Annotated in this window: 16 protein-coding genes; all 16 read left to right on the top strand. The window is 54.7% G+C overall.

What is annotated here, in order from left to right; genetic code table 11:
- The 16 genes from M2298_RS13140 to paaD all read left to right on the top strand — a co-directional run bounded on the left by M2298_RS13140 (position 1) and on the right by paaD (position 14,016).
- On the top strand, positions 1-858 hold the full coding sequence (locus M2298_RS13140) for a 3-hydroxyacyl-CoA dehydrogenase family protein (RefSeq protein ID WP_122964317.1): 858 nt from the start codon (positions 1-3) through the stop codon (positions 856-858).
- Positions 842-1,597, top strand: coding sequence for a 3-hydroxyacyl-CoA dehydrogenase family protein (locus M2298_RS13135; protein WP_280648603.1), 756 nt, complete (start codon positions 842-844; stop codon positions 1,595-1,597). The genes M2298_RS13140 and M2298_RS13135 overlap by 17 nt, the downstream gene beginning before the upstream one ends.
- Positions 1,594-2,793 (top strand): thiolase family protein, encoded by a 1,200-nt coding sequence (locus tag M2298_RS13130; protein ID WP_122964319.1) that lies wholly within the window; start codon positions 1,594-1,596, stop codon positions 2,791-2,793. The genes M2298_RS13135 and M2298_RS13130 overlap by 4 nt, the downstream gene beginning before the upstream one ends.
- Positions 2,794-2,831: 38 nt before the next feature.
- Complete coding sequence (locus M2298_RS13125) at positions 2,832-4,031, top strand: thiolase family protein (protein ID WP_280648602.1); 1,200 nt, start codon at positions 2,832-2,834, stop codon at positions 4,029-4,031.
- A 33-nt stretch (positions 4,032-4,064) separates the two neighbouring features.
- Positions 4,065-4,490: a thioesterase family protein gene (locus M2298_RS13120; protein WP_122964321.1), complete on the top strand. Its 426-nt coding sequence runs from the start codon at positions 4,065-4,067 to the stop codon at positions 4,488-4,490.
- Between the two features lie 150 nt (positions 4,491-4,640).
- Positions 4,641-5,468 (top strand): phenylacetic acid degradation operon negative regulatory protein PaaX, encoded by an 828-nt coding sequence (gene paaX, locus M2298_RS13115; RefSeq protein WP_122964322.1) that lies wholly within the window; start codon positions 4,641-4,643, stop codon positions 5,466-5,468.
- Positions 5,469-5,602: 134 nt separating this feature from the next.
- A complete protein-coding gene (locus M2298_RS13110) occupies positions 5,603-6,481 on the top strand; it encodes a branched-chain amino acid ABC transporter permease (protein ID WP_063230851.1) in 879 nt (292 codons plus the stop codon).
- Positions 6,482-7,510, top strand: a complete 1,029-nt coding sequence (locus M2298_RS13105) for a branched-chain amino acid ABC transporter permease (RefSeq protein ID WP_173596656.1) — start codon at positions 6,482-6,484, stop codon at positions 7,508-7,510.
- The gene (locus tag M2298_RS13100) at positions 7,507-8,274 is read left to right on the top strand and encodes an ABC transporter ATP-binding protein (RefSeq protein ID WP_122964324.1); all 768 of its coding nucleotides are present in this window, start codon (positions 7,507-7,509) and stop codon (positions 8,272-8,274) included. The genes M2298_RS13105 and M2298_RS13100 overlap by 4 nt, the downstream gene beginning before the upstream one ends.
- An 11-nt stretch (positions 8,275-8,285) precedes the next feature.
- Complete coding sequence (locus M2298_RS13095; protein WP_122964325.1) at positions 8,286-9,029, top strand: ABC transporter ATP-binding protein; 744 nt, start codon at positions 8,286-8,288, stop codon at positions 9,027-9,029.
- Positions 9,030-9,066: 37 nt separating this feature from the next.
- Positions 9,067-10,272, top strand: coding sequence for an ABC transporter substrate-binding protein (locus tag M2298_RS13090; RefSeq protein WP_122964326.1), 1,206 nt, complete (start codon positions 9,067-9,069; stop codon positions 10,270-10,272).
- Positions 10,273-10,373: 101 nt separating this feature from the next.
- On the top strand, positions 10,374-11,201 hold the full coding sequence (locus M2298_RS13085) for a methyl-accepting chemotaxis protein (RefSeq protein ID WP_280648601.1): 828 nt from the start codon (positions 10,374-10,376) through the stop codon (positions 11,199-11,201).
- Between the two features lie 118 nt (positions 11,202-11,319).
- Positions 11,320-12,288: a 1,2-phenylacetyl-CoA epoxidase subunit PaaA gene (paaA, locus tag M2298_RS13080; RefSeq protein ID WP_122964328.1), complete on the top strand. Its 969-nt coding sequence runs from the start codon at positions 11,320-11,322 to the stop codon at positions 12,286-12,288.
- Positions 12,289-12,298: 10 nt separating this feature from the next.
- On the top strand, positions 12,299-12,646 hold the full coding sequence (gene paaB, locus M2298_RS13075; protein ID WP_063230858.1) for a 1,2-phenylacetyl-CoA epoxidase subunit PaaB: 348 nt from the start codon (positions 12,299-12,301) through the stop codon (positions 12,644-12,646).
- A gap of 18 nt (positions 12,647-12,664) precedes the next feature.
- Positions 12,665-13,498, top strand: a complete 834-nt coding sequence (paaC, locus tag M2298_RS13070; RefSeq protein ID WP_173596658.1) for a 1,2-phenylacetyl-CoA epoxidase subunit PaaC — start codon at positions 12,665-12,667, stop codon at positions 13,496-13,498.
- Between the two features lie 14 nt (positions 13,499-13,512).
- Entirely contained in the window at positions 13,513-14,016 is a 504-nt protein-coding gene (gene paaD / locus M2298_RS13065; protein ID WP_063230860.1) for a 1,2-phenylacetyl-CoA epoxidase subunit PaaD, read from the top strand.
- The last annotated feature ends 5 nt before the right edge of the window (positions 14,017-14,021 follow it).

Below are 14,021 nucleotides of genomic sequence, written 5' to 3'. Positions count from 1 at the left end.
GTGAATACAAAAACAGTAGGCGTTATCGGTGCGGGCACGATGGGAGCGGGGATCGCTCTCGTCTGCATTCGCAAAGGACATCAGGTCGTGCTTTTGGATGCCAATCAGGCGGTTTTGGACAAAGCGCTGACCTACTTGCAATCGATCACGGGAAAAGATGTGGAAAAAGGCAAAATCAGCGAGCAGGAAAAAGCGGACATGCTGGACAGGGCAAAGCTCGTATCAGAGATGGAACAACTGGCGGCGTGCGATATTGTCATCGAAGCCGTGCCGGAGCGGCTCGATTTGAAAAAGGGCATTTTCAGCGAGCTAAGCCGCATTTGCAGACCGGACGCGCTTTTGCTGACCAATACTTCCTCCATTTCCATTACGCAAATTGCTGGAGGGCTTCCTCATCCCGAGCGCATTCTCGGGTTTCATTTTTTCAATCCTGCGCCAGTCATGCCGCTCGTCGAAGTAATCCGCGGCAAAAAATCGAGCGAAGACAACGTGCAGGCGGCGTATCGCTTCGCAACAGAACTGGGCAAGGTGCCCGTGCTGGTGACAGACACGCCCGGATTTATCGTCAATCGCATCGCGCGTCCGTACTATAACGAGGCGTTGCGCATTTTGGGCGACCATGTGGCAGAGGTAGAGCAGATCGACCGAATCATGAAACGCGCAGGCGGCTTCAAAATGGGTCCGTTTGAGTTGCAGGACATGATCGGCATCGACATCAATTTTGCCACAACGGAATCGGTGTACACCGACTTCTTCCATGAAGGACGATTTAAGCCCAGCCGGATTCAGCAGCGGATGGTTCAGGCCGGCAGCTTGGGCAGAAAGACGGGGGAAGGCTTCTATGACTATGACAAATAAGGCGGTCGTGCTGACGGGCACAAGCCCGCTTTTTGCAGAGCTGCACCAACTTTTTGCAGAAAAAGGATATCAAGTGCTGTCCCTGGCGCAAGCCGCCACAAATTCTGCGGCGGTGGCACTCGCGGTGGAGGTCAGCAATCTCGATTTAGAGCAAAAGGCTGAGGAGATTCGCCAGTTGGACAGCTTGCTTGCCCCTGATGTGCCGATTCTCACGACTTCGCTTGCGATCACGGCGACAGAGGTCGCTGCCTGGACAGCGCATCCCGAGCGGGTGTGCGGGTTCGGCACGCTGGTTCCGCTGGTGGAGCGGGAGCTGATTGAGCTTGCTCCGGCGCTGCAAACAGAAGCGAAGACGCTGCAAGCAGCGGAAGCTTTTTTCCAGTCGCTTGGCAAAGAAACGGAAGCCGTCAACGACGAGGTCGGGCTGGTTTTCCCGCGCATTCTTTCCCTGATTATTAATGAAGCGGCTTTTACGCTGATGGAAAAGGCGGCGACTGCCCGCGATATTGATATTGCCATGAAAAAAGGCACCAACTATCCGTATGGACCGCTGGAATGGGCGGATCGCATCGGATTGGACGAGATTTATGCGATTTCCAGAGGCTTGCAGCGCGATCTCGCGGAAGAGCGCTACCGTACAGCTCCGCTGCTGCGCAAGCTCGTGCTGGCGGGGCGAGTCGGCGTACGCAGCGGGCAAGGTTTTTACGCATACGAAAGCAAGGCGGAGGCGAAGGCATGACGATGAACAGAAACGACGTATACGTAGCTGCCGCCGTTCGCACGCCGATCGGCAAGCTCGGGGGCAGTCTGAAGCATACGCCTATGGATGATTTGACTGCGCTCGTGCTGAATGGCGCCTTGGCGCAGGCAGGGCAAACAGGCGATGCTATCGACGGAGTCATTATGGGGAACGTCATTTCCGCGGGGCCGTTCATCAATATCGCGCGCGTAGGTCTGTTGAAAGCAGGGTTGCCGGAGAGCGTGCCGGGACTGACAGTGAACCGGGTCTGCGCCTCCGGATTGGAAGCGCTCAATCTGGCTGCACAGTCCATCCAGACCGGACACAGCCAGGCGATGCTTGCGGGCGGAGTAGAAAATTTGACGCGCTCGCCGTACATCATGGAGAAATTCGAGCAGCCGTACCAGCGCGGGGCACAGACGCTGATGGAATCGTTCGGCGGCCCGCGCTCTGCGCCTGTGTCGCTCTACGGAGATTTGACCATGGGCGATACGGCGGAAAACGTTGCCGAAAAGTTCGGCATCAGCCGCGAGGATCAAGATTTGTTTGCTGCCGAAAGCCAGAGACGTGCTATCGCGGCGATCGATGCCGGCTTGTTCAAGGAAGAGATCATCCCGGTAGTTTTGCGAGGAAAAAAAGGCGAAGAAACGCTGTTTGATACAGATGAGTTCCCGCGCCGCGATTCCAGTGTGGAGTCGCTTGCCAAGCTGCGCCCTGCTTTTCGCAAAAACGGCAGCGTGACCGCAGGCAACTCCTCCGGGATCAACGATGGCGCGGCGGCTCTTTTGCTCATGAATGAGGAAATGTTGAAGCGTTCGGGTACCGCGCCTTTGGGACGCATCGTGCATTTTGCTTGCGCTGGCGTCGACCCGCGCATTATGGGCATAGGACCAGTCGCAGCCATCCGCAAGCTGCTCGCCGAGGTCAAGCTGTCTGTCGAAGACATTGATCTGTTTGAACTGAATGAAGCTTTTGCCTCCCAGTCGCTCGCCTGCATGCGCGAGCTGGGGCTTGACCCAGAGAAGACCAATGTGAACGGCGGTGCCATCGCCTTGGGCCACCCGCTCGGCATGAGCGGCGCTCGTCTGGCAGGCACGCTCCTGTACGAGCTGCGCCGCCGCAAAAAGAAATACGGAATCGTTTCGCTGTGCATCGGGGGCGGACAGGGACTGGCTACGCTGGTCGAAGCGTTGTAGATGAATCGGGATGTCCTACTGTACTGGAGGAGTGGAAGATGAATACACCTGTCATTATCGATGCGATACGCACACCGATCGGACGGATTGGCGGAGCATTGAAAGAGGTGCGCCCGGATGATCTGGGCGCTTTGGTTATCCAAAAATTGCTGGAACGAAATCCGCTTGATGTAGGAACGATTGACGATGTCATGATGGGGTGCGCCAATCAGGCGGGCGAGGATAACCGCAACGTGGCGCGGATGTCGCTGCTTGTGGCTGGCTTGCCTGTCGAAGTGCCTGGCGTGACTGTCAACCGTTTGTGCGGCTCTGGGCTGGAAGCCGTGAACCAAAGCGCGAACGCGATCAAGGCAGGCGCTGGCGAAGTGTACATTGCCGGCGGACTGGAGAGCATGACGCGCGCACCTTTGGTCATGATGAAGCCTGGAGCGGCTTTTCAGCGCGGAAATCAGCAGCTTGTGGACACGACGCTCGGCTGGCGGCTGGTGAACGATAAAATGAACGAACTGTATCCGCCGATCAGCTTGGGCGAAACAGCCGAAAAGGTTGCCGAGCAATACGGGATCAGCCGCGAAGCGCAGGACGAGTTTGCGCTGCGAAGTCAGCAAAACTACGCGAGAGCACTGGCGGAAGGAAAATGGGCAGCAGAGATTGTGCCTGTCGAGCTGAGAGGGCGCAAAGGGGATGTCACGCTGTTTGACCGCGACGAACACGCTCGCCCGGAGACGACGATAGAGCAACTGCAAAAGCTCAAGCCAGCTTTTCAGGCAAACGGCACCGTTACGGCGGGCAATTCCAGCGGTTTGAACGATGGGGCAAGCGCCCTGCTTATCATGGAGCAAAAGGCGGCTTTGGCTGCTGGGCTTAAACCGCGCGCCCGCATCGTCGCTTCCGCAGTGGCAGGCGTTGATCCTTCTGTCATGGGGATTGGGCCGATTCCGGCTACGCACAAGGCGTTGAAGCAGGCGGGACTGTCGCTTGCCGATATCGACCTGTTTGAATTTAACGAAGCTTTTGCCGCACAAGCGGTAGCTTGCGTGCAAGAGCTGGGAGTCAATCCTGATCTGGTCAATGTCAATGGCGGCGCGATTGCTTTGGGGCATCCGCTCGGAGCTAGTGGCGCACGTATCCTGACCACGCTTTTGTACGAGATGGAGCGCAGGGAAGCTCGCTATGGTCTGGCTGCCATGTGTATCGGCGTGGGCCAGGGAATCGCGACGATTATTGAGCGCGTGTAGAAAGCAATCACGCGTGACGAGAGGTGCATGTGCGTGAAGGAAGGACTGAAGCCAGGGACGACTGCCGAATTTACGGTGGTCGTCACAGAGGACATGCTGCCCAAGTTTGCAGGGGAGGTTGTGCATCCGGTCATGTCGACGGTCAGCATGATCTACTACATGGAATGGGCAGGGCGTCAGGTGATTTTGCCTTATTTGGAAGCGGATGAGGAAGGCTCCGGCTTCGCTGTGGATATCCGCCATGTCGGTCCGGCGGTAGCGGGTCAAGTGGTGACCTTCAAAGCCGTGTGCCAGGAAGTCACGAAAAATCGGGTGGTGTGCGAGGTGACAGCCGACACCGCCCGGAATCGCGTCGGGGTCGGTTCGTTTACCCAGGCGATTTTCAACAAGCACGAAATCAGGCGGCGCTTTGAAGCGCTCCAGGCAGAAATCGCTGCGGAAAATAATTGTACAGAATAAATTGACTCTTTTAAAATGTTTTAATATAATAACGTTAAAATTACGTTATACGATTTTATCGTCATACTCTCAAACGATTCACGCACCTTCTAGAGAATATGGTACAATTTCACAGCATAAAGGTATGAATCGATTTGGGGGTTGAAGAACGTGAAGCCACAATCCATGCTTTTTACGATTTATGGAGAATATGTTCGCCATTACGGGAGCGAGATCTGGATCGGCAGCCTGACACGGCTCATGGGAGAATTTGGTCTGTCCGAACCGGCTGTTCGCGCCGCCATTTCCAGGATGCTCCGCCAAGGCTGGCTGGAATCCAGGAAAGTAGGAAACAAGAGCTACTACTCGGTATCCGAACGTGGGAAAAAACGGCTGGAGGAAGCGGCAGCCCGCATTTATAAAGTCGAGACAGATGTCTGGGACGGAAAATGGTGCATCGCCAGCTACAACATACCGGAGGAACGCCGCGCGTTGCGGGATCAGCTGCGCAAGGAACTGGGGTGGATGGGCTTCGGGATGCTGACGACGAGCACGTGGATCAGCCCGAACAATCTCGCAGACCGGGTGAAAGAGTTGACCGAGGCGCATGAAATCACCGACCATGTAGAAATTTTCAGCGCGCAGCATCTGGGCTGGAGCGATCCGAAGCAATTGGTGCAAAAGTGCTGGAACATCGCTGAAATCAACGAGAAGTACAAAGAGTTCATTGACAACTACCGCGAACAATTCGAGCAGCTATCCGCGAAAATAGACAGTGGCGAGGAAGTGCCAGACAGCCACTGCTTTGTGGAAAAGACGAAGCTCGTCCATGAATATCGCAAGTTTTTGTTTATCGACCCGGACTTGCCGCAGGAGCTGCTTCCGGAACTGTGGCTAGGCAAAGAGGCGGATCAATTGTTCCAAAACTATTATCAACGATTAAATCCAGGGGCAGTTCGATTCTTCGAGACGGTGTATGAAGTTGCACCTGTGCATTAAGCGGTTGCTACGAAGAAAGCGCCCTAGTGACAAGCTAGGGCATTTCTTCTTCAATAATATTTCCATTAATTAAAATGTAAGCGTTTTAGATGGTAGCGGTTAAGGCGCGAAACAAGAGGGGGTACAGCACGAATATGACGGAACTGTTGCAGTATGTCGCAAACGGCCTCGTCAGTGGCGGCATTTATGCGATTGTTGCCGTAGGCTTCATCACGATTTACAACGTGAGCAAGGTCATCAATCTCGCACAGGGTGAGTTTTTGATGCTCGGCGGAATGGTTACGGTAGCTTTGATCGGGATGAATTTGCCTTACGGACTCGCAGCATTGCTTGCCATTCTGGCAGTAACGGCAATCGGAATCATCATGCAGAAATATGTCATTGATTATGTGAAAAAAGCTAGTCCTATTAGTTTGATAATTTTGACAATAGGAATTTCCACCTTAATCCGCGGGATCGCCAGCTTTATTTGGGGCAAGGATGCTTTTGCGCTGGAGCCGATTACAAGCAACGAACCCCTCTCGTTCGGGGGCGTGACGATCGCGACGCAAAGCGTTTGGATTTTGGCTGCTGTCCTTATCATTTTGTTTCTCCTCTGGTATTTGATGGAAAAGACGATTCTCGGGAAAAAAATCAACGCCTGTTCGGTCAATCCGATGGCAGCCCGCCTGATGGGGATTTCTCCAACGAAGATGAGCATGCTCGCCTTCGCCATCAGCGGAGCCACCGGAGCTGTTGCCGGAATCGTCATCGCACCGCTGAGCGTGACCTCCTACGACATCGGTGTGCTGCTTGGAATCAAAGGCTTTTCCGCCGCGATTCTCGGCGGGTTGGGCAATCCGCTTGGCGCGGCTGTGGCTGCCTTTTTGCTCGGGATTGTCGAGTCGCTCGGAGCCGGATACGTCAGCTCCGGGATGAAGGACGCCATCGCGTTTCTGGTCTTGATCGGCATGCTCCTGGTGAAGCCATCCGGACTCTTCGGAGAGCGCAGCGTGGGGAAAGGAGGGCTATAGATGAAGCAGTTGTTGCAAAAATGGGGAAAAGGCTTCGGAATTTACATCGCTTTGATGATCGTTTTCCCGTTTGTGATGCCAGATGAGTATTACCGTTCCGTCGGCATTATTATCGGGCTGCATGCCATCGTGACGATCGGGCTGTGCCTGGTGATGGGGCTGGCTGGACAAATTTCGCTCGGACAAGCAGCCTTTTGGGGGATCGGCGCTTACACTTCCGCGGTGTTGACGACCAAATACGGGCTGTCGCCATTCGTCGGCCTCATCGCCTCGGCAATTGTTCCTGGCTTGTTTGCCTTCATTCTCGGACGAGCGATAGCGGGGTTGCAAGGCTACTATCTCGCGATGGCGACGCTGGCATTCGGCTATATCGTCCAGATCGGGATTACCGAATGGGAGCCAGTCACCGGGGGCGCGAGCGGGATGATCAGCATCCCGCAGGTTCCGTTCTTCGGAGGCAGCGAGCTGTCCATGTACTATCTGATCTGGGCGGTCGTTACTTGTGTGCTCCTGTTCTCGCTCAACCTGCTGCATTCGCGGGTAGGCAGAGCGTTTCGGGCGATTCACAAGAGTGAGATTGCCGCAACCTCAATGGGAATTGACGTGAGCAAGTTCAAGCTGAACGCTTTCGTCGTCAGCGGCATGTTCGCCGGAATTTCCGGTGGTCTGTACGCTCACTACATGGGGATACTCGATCCGCAGCCTTTTGGACTGCACGAGTCGATCAAATTTCTCACGATGGTCGTCATCGGCGGGATGACGAGCATATGGGGAGCGTTGATTGGCACGGTACTGATCGGCTTTATCAGCGAGGGACTGATTTTGCTCAGCGAAGTCATCCCGGGCTTGCAGGGCGATGTCGATACGATTGTTTTCGGCGGCATACTCGTCTTGATTGTCATGTTTATGCCGGAAGGTCTGGTGCCGCGTATTCGTTCCGTCTATGAAAAAGCGCAAGCCAAAAAGGCAAAGGAAGCTGCTGTCAAAGCACAGTCTGGTGAGCGAGTGGAAAGGAAGGCGGCAACATGACGACCCTTTTGGAAGTACAAGAGCTGTCCCGCGATTTCGGCGGGGTGCGTGCAGTCAATCAGGTTGATTTTCAAGTGCGCGAAGGCGAAATTTTGGCGCTGATCGGCCCGAACGGAGCAGGCAAAAGCACGGTGCTCAACATGGTGTCCGGCGTCATTCCTCCGTCCGCTGGCGAAATTCGCTTTGCGAGCAAGCCGATGACGAAGGTGCCGGGCTATGAATACGCCGGGCTGGGCATTACCCGAACTTTTCAAAATCTCCAGACGTTTGACGACATGACAGTATTGGAGAACGTCATGGTCGGGATGCATACGAAGACAAGCTCCAGCCTGTTCTCCTGCGGCATGAATTTGGGCAAGGCCAAAAAAGAAGAGAAGCTGATGGAGCAAAAGGCACATGCCTGGCTCGGACAAGTGGGGCTGGCGACGGAATCCCAGCGGCTGGCGGGAAGTTTGCCCTACGGCAAGCTGAGGCTGATGGAAATTGCCCGGGCGATGGTCGCAGGGCCAAGGCTGTTGCTCCTCGATGAGCCTGCGGCTGGCTTGAACCATACGGAGACAGCGGAAATGAGCCGGATGTTTTGCGAGATTCGCGACAGCGGAACGGCGATTTTGCTGGTGGAGCACGACATGGACATGATTATGACCATCGCCGACCGCATCGTGGTTCTCGATCAGGGAACGAAAATTGCGGAAGGAACCCCGCGTGAAATCCAGGAAAATCCTCGCGTCATCGCGGCTTATCTGGGAACGGAAGAGGAGTAGGGGGGAAAACGATGGGAAAAACGATCTTGAAAGTGGACGGCGTCACGGCTCGCTACGGTCCTGTAGAAGTGCTGCACGGAATTACGATGCAAGTGAACGAAGGAGAGATCGTCTCGCTGCTCGGGGCGAACGGCGCTGGCAAAACGACGCTGTTGAATTGCATCTGCGGTCTGCACGGAGCGAAAGAAGGGAAGATTTGGTTTCGCGATGCCGACATCACCGGAATCCCGGCCGAGCTTGTCGTGCCGCGCGGGATGGCGCATGTGCCGGAGCGCCGACAAATTTTCTCCACGCTCACCGTCGAGGACAATTTGTGGCTGGGCGCTTCCCACCGCATGCCCAAAACGAGCAAAAAAGAGATCGCCAAAGAAATGCAGACCGTTTACGAGCGCTTTCCGATTTTGGCAGAGCGGAAATGGCAACTGGGGGGAACGCTATCTGGCGGACAGCAGCAAATGCTGGCGATCGGACGGGCGCTTTTATCCAGGCCGCAGCTGTTGCTCCTGGACGAGCCTTCGCTCGGCTTGGCACCGCTGATTGCCAAGGAAATATTGACGATCGTTCAGGAGATTCGCTCCGAGTGGGGTACAACCGTGTTGTTGGTTGAGCAAAACGCTCGCGCTGCGCTGGCGATTTCCGACAGGGCTTATGTGTTGAGTACAGGCGAAGTGATGCTGGAAGGCAGTGCTGAGGAAATCAGCAACGATCCGCGTGTGCAATCTGCTTATCTGGGACACTCCCACGAAGCGGTTTGACATTGATAAAAAGATAGATACTCAAGGGGGCTTAACCATGAAAAAAGGAACGTTTCGCAAGTGGCTGTATCCGGTAGCGATTGCTTCGCTCGTCTTGCTCAGCGCCTGTGGCGGCGGCGCGAAGCCAGCGGCAGAAGCAGGGGGCGGACAGACGGCGGCAACAGGTGGCGCCAGCGGGGAACCGATCAAAGTCGGGGCGATTTTCTCTCTGACTGGCCCGAACAGCCCGCTTGGGGTACCGGAGAAGCAAGCCGTTGAGCTGCTCGTCAAAGAAATCAACGGAGCAGGCGGAGTGAATGGCCGCCCGGTCGAAGTCGTGTTTGAGGACGACAAGTCGGATAACACGGAAGCTGTGAAAGCGATCAAGAAGCTGGTTTCCAAAGAAAAAGTAGTCGCTGTCCTCGGCTCCTCCGGCAGCGGACCATCTCTCGGCATGGCCGAATTTGCCGCAACAGAGAAGCTGCCGCTGATTTCGATGGCAGCAGCGGATCAGATTACCAATCCGGTGCGCGCAGGCATTTTCAAAACACCGCATACCGACGTACACGGCACGAAGCGCATTTTCAAATACTTGAAAGAAAAAGGCATTACCAAAATCGCGACGCTCAACGACAGCAATCCGTACGGAAGCGGCTGGACAACGCAATTGCAAAAGTACGCGCCTGAATACGGCATTACGATCGTAGCGGAAGAGAAGTACGGCACGAAGGACCCGTCGATGAGCTCCCAGCTGACCAAGATCAAAGGAACGGATGCACAGGCGCTGATCGTCGCAGGAACGAACCCTGGCCCGGCTACGATTGTGAAGGAAGCGAAACAGCTCAATATGACGATTCCGATCATCAGCAGCCACGGTTCAGCCAACAGCAAGTTTTTGGAGCTGGTGGGCGATGCGGGTGAAGGCGTCCTGATGGTAGCAGGCAAACTGCTGGTGCCGGATCAGGTAGATGCAAACGACCCGCAAGCAGCGGTCATCAAAAAGTTCGCAGAAGGCTATCAAGCAGCGTACAGCTCGCAGCCGGACGGTTTTGCCGGATACGGCTACGACGGTCTGAACTTGCTCGTGGAAGGGTTGAAGCAAGCAGGCGGCGACGCTTCCAAGCTGGGCGAAGTTTTGGAAAAAGTGAAGTACGTGGGAGTTACCGGGGAATTTACCTTCTCGAATGACGATCACAACGGACTGACGGAAGACAGCATGATCATGGTCGAAGTGAAGGGCGGCAAATTCCAGATTGTGAAGTAATTCAATCGATGATGCAGGTGGAGACGATGGCTGTTCTTTTCGCAAACGTGACGGATGCGAAGAGAATAGCCGTTTTCGTCCCTTGGTCAGGAGGTAAATACATGTCTCAACTGTTAAACAGCGTGCTGATGGTTGCCCCCATTTTGCAAAAGGCTTTTTTGTTCGATTGCATGGTCGGGGTGACCGACCGGGAGAAGTTTCTCGCTTACTATCCGGCGCATGGACTCAATCTGGGCATCAAAGTCGGGGACCAGCTGCGCCAGGGGAGCATCAATGCCACGGCGATTGCGGAAAACAAGCGGGTGGTGAAGAAGATCTCCAAGGAGCTTTACGGCATTCCGTATATTGCCGTCGGTTATCCAATCGTGGAAAAGGGGCAAGTAGTGGGCTGTCTGGCTACAGGGGTCACGACCGATCAGGAGGACAGGCTGCGCGGCTTGGCGGAAAATTTGACGAACGCCTTGGAAAACATTGCGGTACATACGGAAAGCCTGGCAAAAGACGCCGATCATCTCGCGCAGGCCAGCCATACGCTGAGCGATGCGGCAGGACAAATGGAAGTGAAAATCGCGGAGACGACGCAGATCAATGAGCTGATTCGCAACATTTCCACCCGTTCCAATGTGCTTGGGTTGAATGCCGTCCTGGAGGCAGCGCGAGCCGGAGCGGCAGGCCGGGGCTTTTCTGTCGTCGCCGAAGAGATTCGCCAGTTGTCGCAGACGACCTCGACGTCGGCAAAGGACATTTTTCGCATTCTCGACGAGATGAACGCCCTTGTCGGCACCGTGTCAGGCGAGATGGAAAAGACGCTGAATCACAGCCTGCAACAATCTACGCGCATTCAGGAGCTGGACGCTGTCATGCAAGAGCTGCGGCATATGGCAGAACAGCTGAAAAAGGCGGCCGTCCTGTCCGGGCGGATGGAATAAGCAAAGGTTCCAGGCGGAAGGATATTGCTAAAACGTATGACGTTATGTTATTATAACGTTATAAAAACGTAGTATGATTTTAACATAATGGACAACGGCTAATAAGGAGGTATTCTCCATGCAAACACAGATGGAACGTTCTGATCTGACCGAAAACGAAAAAATGGAAGCGTTTTTAGCGAAAATCGACCGCGGAGGAAAAATCGAAGCGGACGACTGGATGCCAGACGACTACCGCAACCAGCTGATCAAGCTGATTTCGATGCACGGCATCAGCGAAATCATGGGGGCTTTGCCGGAAAAGGAATGGGTACCCAAGGCACCGACGTTGCGCCGCAAGCTGGCGATCATGGCGAAGGTGCAGGATGAGATGGGACACGGGCAGCTTTTGCTGCGGGTAGCGGAAGATTTGCTGGCGCCGCTTGGCAAGACGCGCGAAGACTTGATGAATGACTTGTTTGCGAAAAGACTGAAATTTCACAATGTGTTCCACATGGAAGCGCCAACCTGGGCAGATGCAGGGGTAATCGGCTGGCTGGTGGACGGAGCGGCTATCATTACCCAGTCCATGTCGCTCGATACATCTTATGCGCCGTATGCGCGGGCGCTGCACCGGATTTGCGCCGAGGAGAAATTCCATGCGCAGCACGGCGAGAGCATCGTCCTGGAGCTGGCAGAGGGCACGGAGGAACAGCGCCAGATGCTGCAAGAAGCGATTACGCGCTGGTGGCCATCGCTTTTGATGTTCTTCGGACCGCCTGAGAACGGTACGATTACGAGCAACCAATCCGCCAACATGCGTTACAAGATTCGCACGCAGACGAATGAGGAACTGCGGCAAGTGTTTTTGAAAAAGTATTTGCCACGCATTTTCCACCTCGGCTTCACTGTGCCGGATGAGACGATTCACTTCGATGAAGAAAAAGACCAATGGGTGTATCAGCAACCGGATTGGGAACAGTTCAAGCAGATCGTCAAGGGGAACGGCCCGCGCTCTGCTCATCGTCTGAATCTTAGGGAAACATCGTACGAAGAAACAAAATGGGTGCGCGACGCAATCATGTCGTACGGCCGCCACGTAGGGTAGGTGAATGGATATGAACAAGGAAACAGAAGTCAGAGACGACTTTTTCATTTACGAAGTATTCAGTCAAAGAAGTGTCAGCTCATCTTTTGTCCATCAGTTCAGCCTCTTGGCTCCAAACAAGGAAGTTGCGCTCGCGATGGCGAGAGAAAACTTCCTGCGCCGCGAGACTTGTTTTAACATCTGGGTGGTGAAGCGCGACGATATTTACGGCTTGTCGCCGGAAGAGCGTCCGTTTTTGGAGCGGCTCGACAACAAGAGCTACCGGGAGACGCGAGGCTATGGCGACTTGCAGGCGAGATGGCGCCATCACAGAGAACAGTACGAAGAAAAACAAAAGCATGCGGAAAGCGGCAGCTAAGCAGGAGGGGATACAATCATGGGCGACTTTTCACAAGTAGAAACAACAGAAGCGGCAAAACAAAACCCGGAATACGCGCAAGCCTTGACTGATTTGCTGTTCCAGCTTGCTGACGACGACTTCATTCTCGCCTATCGCGGTTCGGAATGGCTCGGGCTGGCTCCGCACATCGAGGAGGACGTCGCGTTTTCTTCGATGTCGCAGGACATGATGGGTCATGCCGTGATGTTTTACGAGATGCTGGAACAGCTCGGAGTAGGCAAGGCGGACGATCTCGCACAGCTTCGGGAAGCAGATGCGTTCCGCAATGCGATTTTGGTCGAGCGAAAAAACGGGGAAGGCGACTACAACACCGACCCTCACTATGACTGGGCGTATGCGATTGTCCGCAGCTATGTGTACGGACTGTACAAACAGGTTCGCCTGGAGTCTTTGCTCCAATCATCGTACACACCGCTGGCACTGGTCAGCCGCAAAATGATGACGGAGCATCGCTACCATCTGATGCACTGGCAAGTTTGGCTCACGCAGTTGGCCAACAGTACAGACGAAGCGCGGAAAAGACTGGAAGCCGCGATTGAGAAAGTATGGAAGGATGCAGGCGAGCTTTATCAGCTCGGTGCGAACGCCGACGCGATCGTCCGCTGTGGGCTGATTGCCGGCGAAGGCGAGTTGAAACAGAAGTGGCTCACATTGACCCAGGGCATTTTTGAAAAAGCGGGCCTCGTGTGGGCGGGTGAGCCGGGAGTGCCTGAGCAGCGCGGTCGTCACGGTCAGCATACGCCGGAGCTTGCACAAGCTTTGGCTACCTTGTCGGAAGTATATCGCATCGATCCGGCCGCGGGCTGGTAGAAAGGGTGATCTGCATGGCGCAAGAAGGAATGCATGTACATGACGGGCTGGAAGCGACATGCTGGGAACTGCTACAGCAAGTGACTGATCCGGAGATTCCGGTCATAAGCATGGTAGAGATGGGGATGATCCACAAGGTGCGGGTAGAGGACGATGTCGCGCATGTCGACGTGCTCCCTACTTTTGTCGGATGTCCTGCGCTGGAAATCATGAAAAAAAATATCGCAGCGAAGCTGGTAGAGGCGGACGGAATCAGCAAGGTGGAAGTTCAGTTTGTCTACGATCCCGCCTGGACGTCCGATCGCATCGTGCCAGAGGCGAGAGGGAAGCTAAAGAGCTTCGGCATTGCTCCTCCGCCAATCGATTTCAAACCGGGAGATACATGGGAAGTGTCCTGTCCTTACTGTGACTCCCCTTATACGCAAATTGACAACTTGTTTGGCCCTGCCGCATGCCGCAGCATTTTGTATTGCCGGCATTGCAAAAATCCGTTTGAGGCGCTAAAGCCAATTTATTGAAGAGA

This window comes from Brevibacillus sp. 1238 (genome assembly GCF_029892995.1).
GTDB lineage: Bacteria > Bacillota > Bacilli > Brevibacillales > Brevibacillaceae > Brevibacillus > Brevibacillus parabrevis.
Note: the sequence above shows the minus strand (reverse complement) of the source record. Positions and strands in the feature narration are given on the sequence as shown.

Coding starts and splice junctions, on each gene's coding strand:
- M2298_RS13135 (WP_280648603.1), top strand. CDS start 842: ATGACTATGACAAATAAGGCGGTCGTGCTGACGGGCACAAGCCCGCTT.
- M2298_RS13130 (WP_122964319.1), top strand. CDS start 1,594: ATGACGATGAACAGAAACGACGTATACGTAGCTGCCGCCGTTCGCACG.
- M2298_RS13125 (WP_280648602.1), top strand. CDS start 2,832: ATGAATACACCTGTCATTATCGATGCGATACGCACACCGATCGGACGG.
- M2298_RS13110 (WP_063230851.1), top strand. CDS start 5,603: ATGACGGAACTGTTGCAGTATGTCGCAAACGGCCTCGTCAGTGGCGGC.
- M2298_RS13105 (WP_173596656.1), top strand. CDS start 6,482: ATGAAGCAGTTGTTGCAAAAATGGGGAAAAGGCTTCGGAATTTACATC.
- M2298_RS13100 (WP_122964324.1), top strand. CDS start 7,507: ATGACGACCCTTTTGGAAGTACAAGAGCTGTCCCGCGATTTCGGCGGG.
- M2298_RS13095 (WP_122964325.1), top strand. CDS start 8,286: ATGGGAAAAACGATCTTGAAAGTGGACGGCGTCACGGCTCGCTACGGT.
- M2298_RS13090 (WP_122964326.1), top strand. CDS start 9,067: ATGAAAAAAGGAACGTTTCGCAAGTGGCTGTATCCGGTAGCGATTGCT.
- M2298_RS13085 (WP_280648601.1), top strand. CDS start 10,374: ATGTCTCAACTGTTAAACAGCGTGCTGATGGTTGCCCCCATTTTGCAA.
- paaA (WP_122964328.1), top strand. CDS start 11,320: ATGCAAACACAGATGGAACGTTCTGATCTGACCGAAAACGAAAAAATG.
- paaB (WP_063230858.1), top strand. CDS start 12,299: ATGAACAAGGAAACAGAAGTCAGAGACGACTTTTTCATTTACGAAGTA.
- paaC (WP_173596658.1), top strand. CDS start 12,665: ATGGGCGACTTTTCACAAGTAGAAACAACAGAAGCGGCAAAACAAAAC.
- paaD (WP_063230860.1), top strand. CDS start 13,513: ATGGCGCAAGAAGGAATGCATGTACATGACGGGCTGGAAGCGACATGC.